The following is a 16,641-nucleotide window of genomic DNA, read 5'->3' as shown; positions in this document are numbered from 1 at the left end:
TCGTTAAACATAATAACAAATCCCTGTTCATGAAGAGCGGGGATTTATTGTTTATTTTAGGAGCTAAAGCATGACGATGCACTACTTCCGCAGTCCAAGCTACACCACCAAGTGGAGTGATATCCCTGAAGCGGAATGAGACTTGAATCAAATCATCACCAAATCGAACAATCACTTTGGACTTTGGACATTGGACATTAATGTTTTTGCATTTGCATTGGATGCCTATTATATAGATTATTGTAGATTTTGATATTGAATTATTAATATTATATATATTATAATATATATAATATCTTATATGGCAGTATTTGAATTTGATAAATTAAAATGTCCAATGTCCAAAGTCCAAAGTCCAAAGCTAAAAAAATTAGAAAATAATTACCAAAATATTTGCGCAATTCAAATATTATTTGTACCTTTGCAATATTGTTGAAAGGCAACAAAATTGAGCGTTCAAGCCATAGAAAAATTTTTAGTAGGCCTACCAGAAAATTTTAGATGGCTACACCCGCTCAAGCACGACTAAGGAAGAGGTTTTAAGGAAAAGAAAGATTTTAACAAACCAGATTCTTACAATAAGACACAATACAAAAAAAACATCCCTATCGCTTTGAACAAGGATGATTTATTGTATTGCTGTTTATTGGAACAGCATCTCGTCGATGGCTTTGATGCCCTTGTCGGTACAGAGCCCCCGGAGGGATACAAACACGAGATTGCGGAAGATGTCCTCGATGGAATATTGGCGGTAGAGCTCTTTCTGCATGATATACTCGCCCATGGCATCGAACTGCAACACAGCCATCTGATAGTTCAAGTCGGCACGGAAGTAGCCCTCTTCGACACCACGCTGAATAAAGCCATAACTGCTATCGCGCATAAGATTGTTCTGCTCGTCGAGGAACTTCTTTACCTGAGGATATTTGACCATCTCGGTAAAGAACAGGGGATTGTTTTTCTTAAAGTCGCTCACCTTCATGTGATATACCTCGAGCAGTATCTCCATCACGTTAGTGCAATGACTCACAGCCTGCTCCATGCGATCCATACGCTGCTTGAAGTGCTTTACAACCACCTCGAACAGCAAATCCTCTTTTTTATCATACAGTTCGTAGATAGTACGCTTTGATATGCTCATGGCCTGCGCCACATCATCCATCCTCACGGCGCTGATGCCTCGCTCGGTAAAAAGCTGCATGGCTACATCGGGTATCCTTGCCTTTAAGTTTAATTTGTAGTCCGAAATGTCTTTTATTTCTTGCATAATCTTCCAATTTGGGGGCAAAGTTACAAAAAAATCTAAAAACTAAAATGTTTTTCAATAGTTTTTTGTATTTTTGCGGTCGTATTTCAGAATAATAACATTATTAATAATACACTTTATGGTAAAGATATCTAAAGAAGCCGCACTCGAATACCACGAGAGCGGACGACCAGGCAAAATCGAAGTAAAGCCTACAAAGGCTTATCGTACACAAACAGACTTAAGCTTAGCCTACTCTCCAGGAGTAGCATATCCTTGTCTGGAAATTCAGGAGCGCCCCGACGATGCATATAAATACACCGACAAGGGTAATCTGGTAGCAGTTATCTCGAACGGTACAGCTGTGCTGGGCCTGGGCGACATCGGTGCCCTGAGCGGCAAGCCCGTGATGGAGGGTAAGGGACTGCTGTTTAAGATATATGGCGGTATCGACGTGTTCGATATCGAGGTGGCCGAGAAGGACCCCGAGAAGTTCTGCGAGGCTGTAGAGCGTATCGCCCCCACCTTTGGCGGTATTAACCTGGAGGATATCAAAGCCCCTGAGTGCTTCTATATCGAGGACCGACTGAAGAAGACACTCGACATACCCGTGATGCACGACGACCAGCACGGTACTGCCATTATCAGCGCAGCCGGACTGAAGAACGCCATGGAGGTAATAGGCAAGGACATTACCAAGGTTAAGATTGTGGTTAACGGTGCCGGCGCTGCTGCCATCAGCTGTACCAAGCTGTATATGGCTATCGGTGCCAAAAAGGAGAACATCGTGATGCTGGACTCGAAGGGCGTGATCTCGAAGGAGCGCACCGACCTGAACGAGCAGAAGAAATTCTTTGCTACCGACCGTACCGACATTCACACCCTGGGCGAGGCCGTGAAGGATGCCGACGTATTCGTAGGTCTGTCGAAGGGTAATGTGCTCTCGAAGGATATGGTGAAGTCGATGGCTAAGGATCCCGTGATTTTTGCGCTGGCTAACCCTGTGCCCGAGATCAGCTACGAGGATGCCATGGAGGCACGTCCCGACGTACTGATGTCGACCGGTCGTACCGACTATCCTAACCAGATTAACAACGTGATCGGATTCCCCTACATCTTCCGTGGTGCACTTGACGTGCATGCCAAGGCTATCAACGAGGAGATGAAGCTGGCTGCCGTACACGCCATCGCCGACCTGGCCAAGCAGCCTGTACCTGATGTGGTGAACGATGTATATAAGGTTAACAACCTGACTTTCGGTCGTAACTACTTTATCCCAAAGCCTGTTGACCCACGACTGATTACCGAGGTATCGTCGGCTGTTGCCAAGGCTGCCATCGAGAGTGGCGTGGCCCGCAAGGAGATTAAGGACTGGGACGAGTACAAGCGTTCGCTCTCGGTACTGCTGGGACAGGAGACCAAGCTCACCCAGAAGCTTTACGCTACTGCAGCTGCTCACCCACAGCGCGTGGTATTTGCCGAGGCTGTTCACCCCACCATGCTGAAGGCTGCTGTACAGGCTAAGGCCGAAGGCATCTGCTACCCTATCCTGCTGGGTAACGACGAGGTGATTACCAAGATGGCTGCACAGATGGATCTGAACCTGGACGGTATTGAGATTGTGAACCTGCGCCACCCCAACGAGCAGGAGCGCCGCGAGCGTTATGCCCGCATACTGGCCGAGAAGCGTCAGCGCGAGGGTTACACCTTCCAGGAGGCTAACGACAAGATGTTTGAGCGCAACTACTTCGGTATGATGATGGTTGAGACTGGCGAAGCCGACGCCTTTATCACCGGACTGTACACCAAGTACTCGAATACCGTTAAGGTTGTAAAAGAGGTAATTGGCATCCGTCCTGAGTACAAGCACTTCGGAACCATGCACATTATCAACTCGCCAAAGGGCACTTACTACATTGCCGACACGATGGTGAACGAGAACCCCGACCGCGAGGCATTACTGGATATCTCGAAGCTGATTTCGACTGCCGTACGCTTCTTTAACGAGAAGCCTGTGATCGCCATGGTATCGCACTCTAACTTCGGCAGCAGCACCAGCGATGGCGCCCTGAAGGTGAAGGACACCGTGGCCAAGATGCACGAGCTGTATCCCGATCTGCCTATCGACGGTGAGATGCTGCTGAGCTTTGCACTCGACAACGAGCTGCGCGACCAGGAGTATCCATTCACCAAGCTGAAGGGACAGAAGGTGAACACATTGGTATTCCCCAACCTGACATCGGCACGCTCATCGTACAAGATGCTGCAGATGCTTGGCAGCGACGCCGAAATCATCGGCCCGATCCAGATGGGACTGAACAAACCTATCCACTTTATCGACTTTGGTGCCAGTGTACGAGATGTCGTAAATATCGTGGCTGTAGCGACAATTGATGCGTATGTGGACAAAATTAAGAGCAAATTGTCAGTAATAGGCAAATAATCGCTTACACATTATTATATTATATAGGCCCCTTTTTTGTGCTCGAACACAAAAAAGGGGCTATTTTTTGCCATTTTGAATTGACTTAAATCAATAATCTTTCAAAATGAAAGCATTTTCGAGAAAAAAGTGATAAAAAGTTTGTTATTTCAGAAAAAAGCTGTAATTTTGCAACCAGAATTAAAAAATTAAATCACAAACAAACAACAACTAAAAAAAGGTATTAAGATTATGAATGCAGCAAAAGTTGTAGAAGATCTGAAACAGAGATTTCCCAATGAGCCTGAGTACATTCAGGCAGTAAGTCAGGTACTCCCCACTATCGAGGAAGAGTACAACAAGCACCCCGAGTTCGAGAAGGCTAACCTCATCGAGCGTCTGTGTATCCCCGATCGCGTATGTGAGTTCCGTATCACATGGGTTGACGACCAGGGTAAGGTTCAGACCAACATGGGTTACCGCATCCAGCATAACAACGCTATTGGCCCTTACAAAGGTGGTCTGCGTTATCACAAGAGTGTAAACCTGGGTATTCTGAAGTTCCTTGCTTTCGAGCAGACTTTCAAGAACTCACTCACAACCCTGCCTATGGGTGGTGCTAAGGGAGGTTCAGACTTCTCACCACGTGGCAAGAGCGACGCTGAGGTTATGCGTTTCTGCCAGGCATTCATGAACGAGCTTTACCGCGTTATCGGTCCTGATGAGGACGTACCTGCTGGTGATATCGGCGTAGGTGGTCGTGAGGTTGGTTATCTGTTCGGACAGTACAAGAAGCTCACACACCAGTTCCAGGGTGTATTGACCGGTAAGGGTCTCTCATTCGGTGGTTCACTCATCCGTCCTGAGGCTACTGGTTACGGTACAGTTTACTTCCTGACCTCAATGCTGGCTACTCGCGGTATCGAGCTGAAGGGTAAGAAGGTGCTGATTTCTGGTTCGGGTAACGTTGCTCAGTATGCTGCTGAGAAGTGCCTGCAGCTTGGCGCTATCCCCATGACCCTCTCTGACTCAGACGGTTACATCTACGATCCAGACGGAATCGACTTCGACAAGCTGGCTTATGTTAAGGAGCTGAAGAACGTTGAGCGCGGACGTATTAAGGAATATGCAGAGGAGTATCCTAACGCTGTATATCACGCTGGTGAGCGCCCCTGGCACGAGAAGGCTGATATCGCTCTGCCTTGCGCTACACAGAACGAGATCAACGGCGAGCAGGCTCAGGCTCTCGTAGACAATGGTGTAATCGCTGTTGCTGAGGGTGCTAACATGCCTTCACTCCCCGAGGCTATCAAGATCTTCCAGGATAACAAGCTGTTGTATGCTCCTGGTAAGGCTTCGAACGCTGGTGGTGTATCAGTATCAGGCCTTGAGATGAGTCAGAACTCTGAGCGTCTGAGCTGGACTGCTAAGGAGGTTGACGACTATCTGAAGCGCATCATGAACGATATCCACGAGAACTGCGTGAAGTACGGTACACAGGCTGATGGTTACATCAACTATGTAAAGGGTGCTAACGTAGCCGGATTCATGAAGGTTGCAAGCGCCATGATGGCTCAGGGCATCGTGTAAGCTCGACGAAACTGTTTAAATTTCAATATAAATCGCCATTAACTTGTAAATAGTTAGTAAAAGTAAAGTATAAAAGGTTAAAACTGGAATGGGAGGGGCCAGCTCGTGAGAGTTGGCTCTTCTTTTTGTTAATAATTCATAAATCTTTAAATTATCAACCATCCAACACAAGCTATCTCGCTAAAAATCAGTACCTTTGCACCCGATTTTCGCCCCATAGGGGCAATAGGTGTAGGAACAGGCGCCCGCTCCTATCAATATTAACCCTTTAAAATATGGTCTGTTAAACGTCTGTACAGATCCCGCTCCGACACACAAACGAGGAGCACAAATTTATTTAATTATGTCAGAATTAACAAAGAACGTTAAGCCACTCGACGATTTTAATTGGGACGAGTTCGAGAATGGAACAGTTGCTAATGTTAGCAAGGAAGAGCTCGACAAGGCTTACGACGAAACCCTGAACAAGGTTGCCGACCATCAGGTAGTAGAGGGCACAGTAATCTCTATTGACAAGAAGGAAGTAGTTGTCAACATCGGCTACAAGAGCGACGGTATCATCCCCGCTTCTGAATTCCGCTACAACCCTGATCTGAAGATCGGCGACAAGGTAGAGGTTTACGTTGAGAGTGCAGAGGACAAGAAAGGTCAGCTGATCCTCTCTCACAAGAAGGCACGTCTGAGCCAGTCTTGGGAGAAGGTTAACGAGGCTCTCGAGGCAGACGCTATCATCCAGGGTTACATCAAGTGCCGCACTAAGGGCGGTATGATCGTTGACGTATTCGGTATCGAGGCCTTCCTCCCCGGATCACAGATTGACGTTCACCCAATACGCGACTACGACCAGTTCGTAGGCAAGACAATGGAGTTCAAGGTTGTTAAGATCAACCAGGAGTTCCGCAATGTAGTTGTATCTCACAAGGCTCTCATCGAGGCTGAGCTCGAGGCACAGAAGAAGGAGATCATCGGTAAGCTCGAAAAGGGTCAGATCCTCGAGGGTACCGTTAAGAACATCACTTCTTACGGTGTATTCGTTGACCTCGGTGGTGTTGACGGACTGATCCACATCACAGACCTTTCTTGGGGCCGCGTAGACGATCCTCACAAGGTTGTTGAGCTCGATCAGAAGATCAACGTTGTTATTCTCGACTTCGACGATGAGAAGCGTCGTATCGCTCTCGGTCTGAAGCAGCTCACTCCACATCCTTGGGATGCTCTGGATGCTGACCTCAAGGTGGGCGACCACGTTAAGGGTAAGGTAGTTGTTATTGCCGACTACGGTGCATTCGTTGAGATCCAGCCTGGTGTTGAGGGTCTGATCCACGTTTCAGAGATGTCATGGAGCCAGCACCTCCGTTCAGCTCAGGAGTTCCTGAAGGTTGGCGACGATGTAGAGGCTGTTATCCTGACTCTGGACCGCGACGAGCGCAAGATGTCTCTGGGTATCAAGCAGCTCCGCGAGGATCCATGGGAGGCTATCGAGACTAAGTATCCTGTAGGCAGCAAGCACAACGCTAAGGTTCGCAACTTCACCAACTTCGGTGTATTTGTTGAGCTCGAGGAGGGTGTTGACGGTCTGATTCACATCAGCGACCTGAGCTGGACTAAGAAGGTTAAGCATCCTTCAGAGTTCACACAGGTAGGTGAGCAGATTGAGGTTGTTGTTCTGGATATCGATAAGGAGAACCGTCGTCTTTCTCTCGGTCACAAGCAGCTCGAGGAGAATCCTTGGGATGTATTCGAGGGTAAGTACGCTGTAGGTTCAATCCACGAGGGTAAGATCAGCGAGATGCTCGAGAAGGGCGCCGTTGTAGCTCTCGAGGAGAACGTAGAGGGCTTTGCTACTCCTAAGCACCTTGTTAAGGAGGATGGTTCACAGGCTCAGGCTGGTGAGACTCTCCAGTTCAAGGTTATCGAGTTCAACAAGGACAGCAAGCGCATCATCCTTTCACACAGCCGCACATTCGAGGATCCCGCTCGCGAGGAGAAGAAGGCAGCTGCTAAGAAGGGCGGTCGCAAGAACGATACTCCAAAGATCGAGAATATCGCCGCTAGCACAACTCTCGGTGATATCGACGCTCTGGCTGAGTTGAAGGCTAAGATGGAGAAGGCTGAGAAGTAATTCTCACCCCTACCCTATAAAAACCAATCCCTCCGATTCACATCGGGGGGATTTTTTTATAGTCCTCATTCAAAGATTGCAGGGTTCAACTGCTGGGGGATACCCCCAAACCCCAGTGCTGGGTGAACCCTGCACTCGTCCCAACCTCCTTAGTCCTCCTTATCTTAAGGATTTTTCCATCACCCCCTAGCCCCCTCTTCATAAGATGGGGTCTCGACTCTTTCCCCCTCCCCTTTCCCTATCCCAGGAAAAGGGGCTTAAGTTGATTACGAGGGAAAACCCTCTCCATCAAAGTTTTGGTATGGCTCTCCAGCCTTTGTCCTCAGCTACGCTTCGGATTCGCCATATATTTCTTAAGGGGGCAATGCCCCCGCTCGCACTACGCGCTTCATGTTTACTCACTACGTTCGAAAACATTCCGCACGAGGAGGTCTTTAGAGGGATGCAAATTCTTTGAATCGATATTGAGTTTCGGATTGCGGAACGCAATCTGAACTACGAAATACGAAAAGCTGTTTGAGCGGAGCGAGTTCTTTGAGTGATTTGAAGAATTTGTGTACCGGCCTCCGAGCTCAGGACGTTTTCGCACTCTTTCTTTTGTTTCGGTTTTCTTTCTGGTGACAGAAAGAAAATGAAAAAGCCCTCCTTAGGACAAGGAGGATTGGGTGGTTGTGACTTTGGCACGCAATTTGCATAACCTATGGCAGAACAATAATAAATTAGTATATATAGATTATGCAAAAAGGTAACATCGGGGTTACAACCGAGAACATTTTCCCCGTCATCAAAAAGTTTCTCTATTCTGATCACGAGATATTCCTCCGCGAGATGGTGTCGAACGCCGTCGACGCTACACAGAAGTTGAAGACACTTGCCGCTCAGGGTGAATACAAGCAGGAGCTTGGCGACCTGACCGTACGTGTGAACCTGGATACCGATAAGGGTACCATCACCATCAGCGACCACGGTATCGGCATGACCGAGGAGGAAATCGACAAGTATATCAACCAGATTGCTTTCTCGGGCGTTACCGACTTTCTGGAGAAGTATAAGGACAATGCCAACAACATCATCGGTCACTTCGGACTTGGTTTCTACTCAAGCTTCATGGTTGCCAAGAAGGTTGAAATTATCACCAAGAGTTGGAAAGAAGGTTCGAAGGCTGTGAAGTGGAGCTGCGACGGAAGTCCTGCCTACGAGATTGACGATGCAGAGCGCGCTGATCACGGTTCGGACATCATCCTGTACGTAGATGATGACTGCAAGGAGTTCCTCGATAAGTTCAAGCTCGAGGGTCTGCTCAACAAGTACTGCAAGTTTATGGCTGTACCCGTGGCCTTTGGTAAGAAGACCGAGTGGAAGGACGGCAAGCAGGTTGATACCGATGAGGACAACATCATCAACAGCGTAGAGCCCCTGTGGACCAAGACTCCAAGCACCTTGAAGGACGAGGACTACAAGAGCTTCTATCGCACACTCTACCCCATGAGCGACGAGCCTCTGTTCTGGATTCACCTGAACGTGGATTACCCATTCAACCTCACAGGTATCCTCTACTTCCCAAAAATCAAGAACAATATCGAGCTGCAGAAGAACAAGATTCAGCTGTACTGCAATCAGGTATTCGTGACCGACCAGGTAGAGGGTATCGTACCAGAGTTCCTGACCCTGCTTCATGGTGTGATCGACTCACCAGACATTCCTCTGAACGTATCACGTTCGTACCTGCAGAGCGACCGCGAGGTTAAGAAGATCTCTACCTATATCACTAAGAAGGTAGCCGACCGCTTGAAGGCCATCTTTGGCGAGAACCGCAAGGAGTACGAGGAGAAGTGGGACGACCTGAAGCTGTTTATCAACTACGGTATCCTGAGCGAGGACGGTTTCTACGATCGCGCCAAGGAGTTTGCACTCTTCAAGGATACTGAGGGTAAGTACTTCACCTTCGACGAGTATAAGACTCTGATTGAGGCCAACCAGAAGGATAAGGACGACCAGCTGGTATATCTGTACGCTACCGACAAGGAGGAACAGTACAGTTACATCAAGGGTGCCCAGGATAAGGGTTACAGCGTGCTGCTGCTCGACGGACAGCTCGACGTGCCCACCATCCAGACACTGGAGCAGAAGTTTGAGAAGAGTCGCTTCACACGTGTTGACAGCGATATCATCGACCGTCTGATTGTAAAGAGCGATGCACCTAAGAACAACCTGAGCGAGGATCAGAGTGACAATTTGTCAGCCGTATTCCGTACACAGCTGCCAAAGATTGAGCATACCGAGTTTATGGTTCAGGTTGACGCTCTCGGCGCCGAGGCACGTCCTGTAGTTATTACACAGAATGAGTACATGCGCCGTATGAAGGAGATGAGCCGATTCCAGCCAGGTATGAGCTTCTATGGTCAGATGCCCGACTCGTTCAATCTTGTTCTGAACTCAGATCATCCGCTGGTAAAGAAGGTGCTTGATGAGAGCAGCGCAGCTACCGAGGAGGCCCTGAAGCCCATCGTTGCCGAGCTGAAGGGTCAGGAGGCCCGACTGGCAGCTATCCGCGCCCAGCAGGATAAGAAGAAGTACGACGAGCTTACACAGGAGGATAAAGACCAGAAGGCCGAGGCTGAGAAAGCCGTACAGGAGCAGAAAGACAAGAAGCAGGCTGTAATTGCCGAATATGCCAAGGGCAATTCGGTTGTTCATCAGTTGATCGACCTGGCTCTGCTGCAGAACGGCATGCTTAAAGGTGAGGCACTCGATGCATTCCTGAAGCGTTCAGTTGATCTGATTAAATAAATGAAATAAGCATAAAGAAGGCTCCCGATTGGGAGCCTTTTTTTATTTAGGTAACTCGAGCGTTACACGACAACCTTGATGATAATCGGCATCGAAAACCAGATCGCCACCCAAGCTCTTAGCATGGCGTTTGGCCAATGGGAGACCTAAGCCGAGACCTTCGGACAGATCGCCCTCGCGGGTAAATGGCTCGAACAAAAGCTCTTTCTTGTCGTCGGGCAATCCAGGACCGACATCCTCAACCGTATAGCTAACGGTAGTATCCGTTTCGGTAATACACAACTTAATATGCTGCCCATCCGAATATTTTGCGGCATTACAAAGCAACTCACGCAGCGTACGCATCAAGTAAATATGATTAGTAACGATACAGAGCGTATCGGATACGGTTGAAGAGAACTCGATATTGGCATCGGGGAAGTGGGTGTGCGTATAAAGAACACATTCGTGAGCTAACGCATTAACAGCCTCTTCGTCGTTCTTCACACATAGCAAGGCCTCGTTAGCATCGCTTTCTGAGGCGTCAAACAGCATCAGCACCATACTGTTAAGATTGAAAGCGTTGCTCTTCATCATCGTCGAGATATTCTCGAATTCCTCTTGACCTATCATCTCCTTATGGTCGCCACTCTCGCGCAGCACATTGGCAAACCCCTTGATCACATTCAAAGGCGAACGCATGTGCTGAGTTACTTGCAGCATAAAGCAGTTCTTTTTGATGACGTTTTCCTGAGCCTGATGCACATTCTGCTCCAAGCCATCATTACGTAATCGCATCTTATCCACATGATGGCGCAAACCTTCGAATTTATCGTGCAAAGCCATCTGCATCTTTGCATAACTAGTCTGCAGGCGCGCTATCCGGCTCGTGCCTAAATTTACAGTAAGATGATCATCATACTGGCCCCCGATCATTCTATTCGTCACATCCAGCAACTGGCTCAGCGGTCTGACGGTTTGTTTCACCATACGGCTAGTTAACCACAAAATGCCAAACAGGCCAAAAACAAGAATTGCCACAATAACATATCCCAGATTGTGGTAACTTGACATTAACTGACGCTCGGGAATAACCAAAGCCAAACTCCAGTTTGTGCCACCAATCGGTTCATAAAACACACGACAAGGGTAATTACTAGTATGAACAAGTAACGAACCACGCTTGCCTGCTATCATCTCGTAACCTAATGATATCAAATCAGAATTCGCACTTGGATCGGCATCAGAAAAGAGCGTCTTGCGGAACAAACGAGTGGTGTCGGGATGAATCAGATAACGTCCATCACCACCTATCAGCATATAGTAAGCCCGATTATAATCAAGCTCATCCGAATTAATAAGCTGGGCCAACATACTGAACGAGAAATCGACTGCAACAACACCAATCATACGACCATTTTTCTGTCGCAATGGCTTGCAGTAAGTAGCTATCGCCTGATTAACATCGACCGCTCCATCAGAATATTCAATAAAGGGGTCAACCCAGCAGGCCTTACCTGATTCTACCGGTTTAGTATAGCAGGCCTTGCCGAAATAGTCGTAATCAGGCTCGCAGAAAGTAGTCAAACTGTCGCCTGTCCGCTTGGTATAAACCGAGTATTTTTCGCCATACTGCGGGAAGGTATTCGGCAAAGCATATACCGAACAGCTAGCCACGCTACCATTCAAGCTCACAATACGGTTGGATACCGCCTCAATGGTACGGGGAGTAAAATTCTCTTCCATCATCCAGGCATTCACATTGGCTGCCGTTTCAATGGTTTGCATGAAGTTATCAACACGCTGCAAGGTGGTGTTCAACAAACTTTGCGAACTTTCTATTGTTTCTTGCTGTATCAGATATCGCGACTGCAGGAAAAGTACACCCACGGCAATCAAGAATATGGGAATGGCCAGCAGCACAATGCCTACACTAAGTTTTCTTGATAAGCTATGACGTATTTTAATCATGACTATCCTCCTTTCCTGTTTCATTATCAGTAAAATGAGCCATATGATTCAGCAGTTCTACCAGCGCTTCGCTTTTACGCTCAATACTATCAACCTGATTATCTATCTCATCCTTGCTCAAATCCTGATAGTTGTTACACAACGTTGTGACACTACGGTCGATCGTTTCTGCCGGTAAAGCCATCTGGTTGGTGATATAGTGCAAGAACGATGTTTTCATTTTGTCGCTCTCTTCTATCCTATCATAAGATGCACGCAACTGTTCACTTTGTGCCTGCAACTGCTGTTCCTGGCTTTCAAATTCGGCAGTTTGTTTTTCCAGTTCTTTCTGCATCATGCGGAATCGGTTCTGCAGCTGCCCTATCTCATCTTCACGACTGACGGCAGGCAGCGGGTCATCGTAGTTGCCATCGGAAATAGATTGTGCCGTTTTTGTTAGCAAGCGCAATGGTTTCAGTTCGCGACGGATAAACCAACTACAAGATAAGAAGAACACCAGCAAGCCCACCACAGCGATACCTACCACCAAGAATAGCTGCTGGTTGTGAGCACGATGTATATCAGAATCGGGATAAACCACGCCAACGCTCCAATCCAACTGCCAGTCGGAACGTCCCTCCCACTCTACGCGTTTAAAAGGCTTATAGAACACGCTCCACGATTCGCCATTCATATTGAATTTCTTCATACCGCTCTGTCCCGACAGCATGGCTTCGATGGCATCATGATAAGTATGGTCGGCACCTTCCACCATTTTGGTCAATATGCTTTCGGATTTCAGCATATCCATATCAGGATGCACTATCAGCGATCCGCTCTTGGCCAACAGCAAACTATAGCCTCGCTCTGAGGGTTTGACTGCCGATAAAATCTTCGATAACTTACTGATGGAAACATCAACAGCAATCACACCCACACGTTCGCCACTTTTATCGTTGAGAGGCAGACAGAAATTAACCAGCGGCTCGTTCTCGGTGTCATCCCCCTTCAAAGGATCTGTCCAACCAAACCAGCCATCATTCATTGGCGCCGTAAACCAAAACTGCTCGGTATAAGGACGCTCGGTAAACGAATTGGTCGTAACAAGGTCGCTCTTGATATCGTTAGTAAAGGCGCGACGATGCACATAGGCCATAAACAAATCCTTACCAGGATAATAGCCAGGCTTAAACGCGATGGCGCATCCTACAATATTTGGATTGCTCTCAACAAGTTCACGGCAATAAACATACATGCGGTCGGGATCATCCATATGTTCCAGCACGTCGTAATAGATATTACCTGTACTCTGCTCCACACTCATCAGGATATTGTCGATAGTTTGTGCAGTAGCCTCAAGCGTTAGTTCAGCGTCGCGCATAGCCTCCTTCAGCAGCACCTTATGCGAGAAGTAGAACAAAATACCCAACGAGATGGCCAACAACAAAAACGTTTGGCCAACAATCAGCCGATCAAGCTTAAATTTCTTATACATTATCTAATACGCTTACATATAAACCAAACAGCCACGATAGCTATCACGGATACCACCAGCAGCAACCATCCAGCATAATGGAAGGGCTTCTGCACATCAGCCTTTTGAGCCACCACAGCTACCGACCAGTCGATACCGTCAATCGGACCATAATAAACAAGCGAAGGCACACCAGCCACCTCCATCTCAACCACACCAGACTGCTGCTGTTCAAAATCTCTCAACACATCCGGGGCGGTAAATGACGTGGTAATACCATCCGGGTGAACAATACACGAACCATCGTGATCCACTACCATAGAGAAGAAGTTGAAGTCGCGCGCTAATTGAGGCGTGTTTGCCAGTAGTTCATGACGATAAGCTTCGTCAATCTTCTGCAACGCCTTAGTAAGCCACTCAAACGTGATATCAGCTCCACACACACAAGCCAGTTTGCCATCTTCGGCATATATCGGCTTCACAAAAGTGCAATAATGACCACTAATACTGGTACCATCGTAGTAATAATACGGATCCGACCAAAAACTCATTTTTATATCCTTAGCATGCTTATACCATTGCGACTGTGTATAATCATGCCGAGCAGAACCAACCATACTCACTTCGAAAAGCGAACTGTCGTTCTGGTGAACATAAGGTTCATACCATTTTCCTTTTTCTGGGAAAAAATAGGGTTCGAACGCAGCAAAATAGCCACGTACTTCAGGATTAAGGTTTGCTTCCTCCTCTAAGGCATGTACCACAGCTTCGGGCGTATCCAAATGTTTCTCAACAGCATTAAACACATTCGTAGCACTCATTTCCATAGCTACGATGGTTTTATTTAATTGGGCCGACACCAATCGCTGCAAACCTGTATAGCGCACAGTCGTCTCTGCATGCATGGCTTTGCAGAATGCCCAATACGATACACCTGCAACCACCAGTATAACTACTGATGCAGCAATAAATACATACCATTTCTTATTCATATCTTTCTTCACAGAATATTGTTCCACGGTCTTATAATCAAATAGTTAGAACGTAATATTTCTGCAAAGATAGAAATTATTCAGAAGAATTCAAATTGGCATGATAAAAATTAACACAAATTAACCGAAAGAAAATTATAGCGATTTAAGCTTGTTGCGATAAGCTTTACGCAACTTACGAACCGCTTTTTCACGAATCTGGCGTACACGCTCGCGTTTGATATCCATATCCTCGGCTATCTCGGCCATCGTTTCGTGCTCCTGATTAATGCCGAAGAAGGCATTAATCACACGGCGCTCACGCTCATCAAGCGTACCTAAAGCAAATTCTATAGCATCCTCGATAGCTTCAGAGTGTACACGTTCATCAGCCAAGGGCGCATCCTTATTAACCAATACCGACAACAGACTCATATTGGTACGATGACCTAATGGCGCATCAACAGATACGGCTTGTGACTGCTGACGTGCAACCTCTTGCTTAACGTCCTTTGGCACCTGATAAAGGCCACCCTGCTGGTCGATAGCCTTCTCGATGGCCTGACGGATGTAAACAACAGCAAAGTTAACAAAGCGCACACCTTTGCTGGCATCAAATTTTGTAGCTGCCTTCATCAATCCGAGATTACCCTCGCTCACCAGGTCCTCCATATCAACACCTTTGCCTTTGTATTGGCGAGCTACAGATACTACAAACTTAAGATTAGCCTCGATCAACTTCGACAGCGCACGCTCATCGCCTTTAGCTATCCGTTCGGCCAACTCACGCTCCTCTTCGTTGGTTAGCAACTGCTCACGCCCAATCTCGTCCAAATATCTGTTTAATGCTGAATCTTCCATATCAATCTCTTTTTGTTTGCAAAGATACGAAAGTATTTCGATATACACAAAAAAAAGGAGAGAAAACCTTTCGATTTTCTCTCCTCTTGGTGATTCCGGCGGGATTCAAACCCACAACCTTCTGATCCGTAGTCAGATGCTCTATTCAGTTGAGCTACGGAACCATTGTTCCTTTATTTTGCAACCGTTTTTGTGATTCCGGCGGGATTCAAACCCACAACCTTCTGATCCGTAGTCAGATGCTCTATTCAGTTGAGCTACGGAACCATTTCCGATTTGCGGGTGCAAAGGTACTGACTTTTTTTGGAACCACCAAACTTTTGGCGGACTTTTTTCGAAAAAAGTTCAGTTTTACACGATAATTCGCGTTTTATGGTAGTTTTCGCGGAACTCAGAGGGACTACAGCCCTTACGTTTCTTGAAAATACGATTAAAGTTGCTCAGGTTATTGAACCCACAAGCATAGCTGATTTCGGATACCGAATTAGTACTATCCACCAACATTCTGCTGGCATAACCCAATCGTTGGTCGATGATATACTCACTCAGATTACGACCGGTATGTAACTTAAAGAAACGACTGAAAGCCGAAGGACTCATACCTGCCAGGTCGGCAAGTGTTGTCAATCGGATTTCTTTGGTGTAATTCTGCTCAATATAGTTCTTTACCTTCGTTACGCGTCGGCTATCGCTTGTTACCTCGATCTTAGCAAAGCTACTTGAGGCCAACGTATGGGCACCATCGCACTTTGAAAGTTCGTACAGAATGGTAAGGAACTGCTGGAAAGCATAAAAACCATCCTTTACGGAGCAAAGTGTATTGAGTTGCTGATAAACCCGCATGATAGCGTCCATCGGGAAGCTAAGTCCCTTTCGTGCCTCCTGCATCATCTGCTGAATAGAGATGAAGGGATTGCGCGAAAAGATACTATTCTCAGAGAAGTCGAACTCAAAGTGTATGGTTACCTCGTGGATATCATCGCTGGTGCAACTGCCTTGCTCCCAAACATGCTCCAGATCGGGGCTGGTAATCAGCACAAGGTCGTAATCACCAATCACCTCGTTAGAGTCGCCCACAATGCGACGAACGCCTGGGGCATGCTCTACGAAGTTAAGTTCGAAAACCTTATGGTTATGGATGGGATAGGTGAACTCTTTTTTATGTCGTTCGGCAATATAGAGCACATCCTTTCCCGTCAACTGGGTAATCTCATGGATAACCTTGCTTTCAATCAT

11 protein-coding genes and 2 tRNA genes are annotated in these 16,641 nt (G+C 47.0%); 5 read left to right on the top strand and 8 right to left on the bottom strand.

Annotation, left to right across the window (positions count from 1 at the left end; all coding sequences use genetic code 11):
- Positions 1–70: 70 nt before the first annotated feature.
- The gene (locus BLU97_RS16415; RefSeq protein ID WP_074760929.1) at positions 71–139 is read left to right on the top strand and encodes a DUF4113 domain-containing protein; all 69 of its coding nucleotides are present in this window, start codon (positions 71–73) and stop codon (positions 137–139) included.
- Between the two features lie 504 nt (positions 140–643).
- Here the strand turns inward: BLU97_RS16415 and BLU97_RS04415 are convergent.
- Entirely contained in the window at positions 644–1,267 is a 624-nt protein-coding gene (locus BLU97_RS04415) for a TetR/AcrR family transcriptional regulator (RefSeq protein ID WP_074760444.1), read from the bottom strand.
- A gap of 118 nt (positions 1,268–1,385) precedes the next feature.
- Between BLU97_RS04415 and BLU97_RS04410 the strand changes: the two genes are divergently transcribed.
- From BLU97_RS04410 to htpG, 4 genes are all read left to right on the top strand, one after another.
- On the top strand, positions 1,386–3,689 hold the full coding sequence (locus tag BLU97_RS04410) for an NADP-dependent malic enzyme (protein WP_074760443.1): 2,304 nt from the start codon (positions 1,386–1,388) through the stop codon (positions 3,687–3,689).
- 231 nt (positions 3,690–3,920) lie between these two features.
- Positions 3,921–5,258: an NADP-specific glutamate dehydrogenase gene (locus BLU97_RS04405; protein WP_013064508.1), complete on the top strand. Its 1,338-nt coding sequence runs from the start codon at positions 3,921–3,923 to the stop codon at positions 5,256–5,258.
- Positions 5,259–5,601: 343 nt separating this feature from the next.
- Entirely contained in the window at positions 5,602–7,380 is a 1,779-nt protein-coding gene (gene rpsA, locus BLU97_RS04400; RefSeq protein WP_074760442.1) for a 30S ribosomal protein S1, read from the top strand.
- A 735-nt stretch (positions 7,381–8,115) separates the two neighbouring features.
- A complete protein-coding gene (gene htpG / locus BLU97_RS04395; RefSeq protein WP_074760441.1) occupies positions 8,116–10,170 on the top strand; it encodes a molecular chaperone HtpG in 2,055 nt (684 codons plus the stop codon).
- Between the two features lie 42 nt (positions 10,171–10,212).
- Here htpG and BLU97_RS04390 read toward each other — a convergent pair whose 3' ends face one another.
- The 7 genes from BLU97_RS04390 to BLU97_RS04360 form a co-directional block, all read right to left on the bottom strand.
- On the bottom strand, positions 10,213–12,120 hold the full coding sequence (locus BLU97_RS04390; protein ID WP_074760440.1) for an ATP-binding protein: 1,908 nt from the start codon (positions 12,118–12,120) through the stop codon (positions 10,213–10,215).
- On the bottom strand, positions 12,113–13,594 hold the full coding sequence (locus tag BLU97_RS04385) for a cache and HAMP domain-containing protein (protein WP_074760439.1): 1,482 nt from the start codon (positions 13,592–13,594) through the stop codon (positions 12,113–12,115). Before BLU97_RS04385 ends, BLU97_RS04390 begins: the two co-directional genes overlap by 8 nt.
- The gene (locus BLU97_RS04380; RefSeq protein WP_139208798.1) at positions 13,594–14,565 is read right to left on the bottom strand and encodes a hypothetical protein; all 972 of its coding nucleotides are present in this window, start codon (positions 14,563–14,565) and stop codon (positions 13,594–13,596) included. The genes BLU97_RS04385 and BLU97_RS04380 overlap by 1 nt, the downstream gene beginning before the upstream one ends.
- A gap of 135 nt (positions 14,566–14,700) precedes the next feature.
- Positions 14,701–15,405, bottom strand: a complete 705-nt coding sequence (locus BLU97_RS04375; RefSeq protein WP_254771659.1) for an RNA polymerase sigma factor RpoD/SigA — start codon at positions 15,403–15,405, stop codon at positions 14,701–14,703.
- Between the two features lie 87 nt (positions 15,406–15,492).
- Positions 15,493–15,569: transfer RNA gene (locus tag BLU97_RS04370), tRNA-Arg, on the bottom strand.
- Positions 15,570–15,598: 29 nt separating this feature from the next.
- Positions 15,599–15,672 (bottom strand) — tRNA-Arg (locus BLU97_RS04365).
- An 84-nt stretch (positions 15,673–15,756) separates the two neighbouring features.
- Positions 15,757–16,641: an AraC family transcriptional regulator gene (locus BLU97_RS04360; protein WP_074760437.1), complete on the bottom strand. Its 885-nt coding sequence runs from the start codon at positions 16,639–16,641 to the stop codon at positions 15,757–15,759.

Origin of the sequence: Xylanibacter ruminicola (assembly GCF_900107775.1) — a bacterium.
Taxonomy (GTDB): Bacteria; Bacteroidota; Bacteroidia; order Bacteroidales; family Bacteroidaceae; genus Prevotella; species Prevotella ruminicola_C.
Note: the sequence above shows the minus strand (reverse complement) of the source record. Positions and strands in the feature narration are given on the sequence as shown.

What these genes read in the sequence shown, in the direction of transcription:
- BLU97_RS04385 (WP_074760439.1), bottom strand. Translation starts at nt 13,594, where the DNA reads ATGTATAAGAAATTTAAGCTTGATCGGCTGATTGTTGGCCAAACGTTT.
- BLU97_RS04390 (WP_074760440.1), bottom strand. Translation starts at nt 12,120, where the DNA reads ATGATTAAAATACGTCATAGCTTATCAAGAAAACTTAGTGTAGGCATT.
- BLU97_RS04375 (WP_254771659.1), bottom strand. Translation starts at nt 15,405, where the DNA reads ATGGAAGATTCAGCATTAAACAGATATTTGGACGAGATTGGGCGTGAG.
- BLU97_RS04410 (WP_074760443.1), top strand. Translation starts at nt 1,386, where the DNA reads ATGGTAAAGATATCTAAAGAAGCCGCACTCGAATACCACGAGAGCGGA.
- BLU97_RS04360 (WP_074760437.1), bottom strand. Translation starts at nt 16,641, where the DNA reads ATGATTGAAAGCAAGGTTATCCATGAGATTACCCAGTTGACGGGAAAG.
- BLU97_RS04380 (WP_139208798.1), bottom strand. Translation starts at nt 14,565, where the DNA reads ATGAATAAGAAATGGTATGTATTTATTGCTGCATCAGTAGTTATACTG.
- BLU97_RS04405 (WP_013064508.1), top strand. Translation starts at nt 3,921, where the DNA reads ATGAATGCAGCAAAAGTTGTAGAAGATCTGAAACAGAGATTTCCCAAT.
- BLU97_RS04415 (WP_074760444.1), bottom strand. Translation starts at nt 1,267, where the DNA reads ATGCAAGAAATAAAAGACATTTCGGACTACAAATTAAACTTAAAGGCA.
- htpG (WP_074760441.1), top strand. Translation starts at nt 8,116, where the DNA reads ATGCAAAAAGGTAACATCGGGGTTACAACCGAGAACATTTTCCCCGTC.
- rpsA (WP_074760442.1), top strand. Translation starts at nt 5,602, where the DNA reads ATGTCAGAATTAACAAAGAACGTTAAGCCACTCGACGATTTTAATTGG.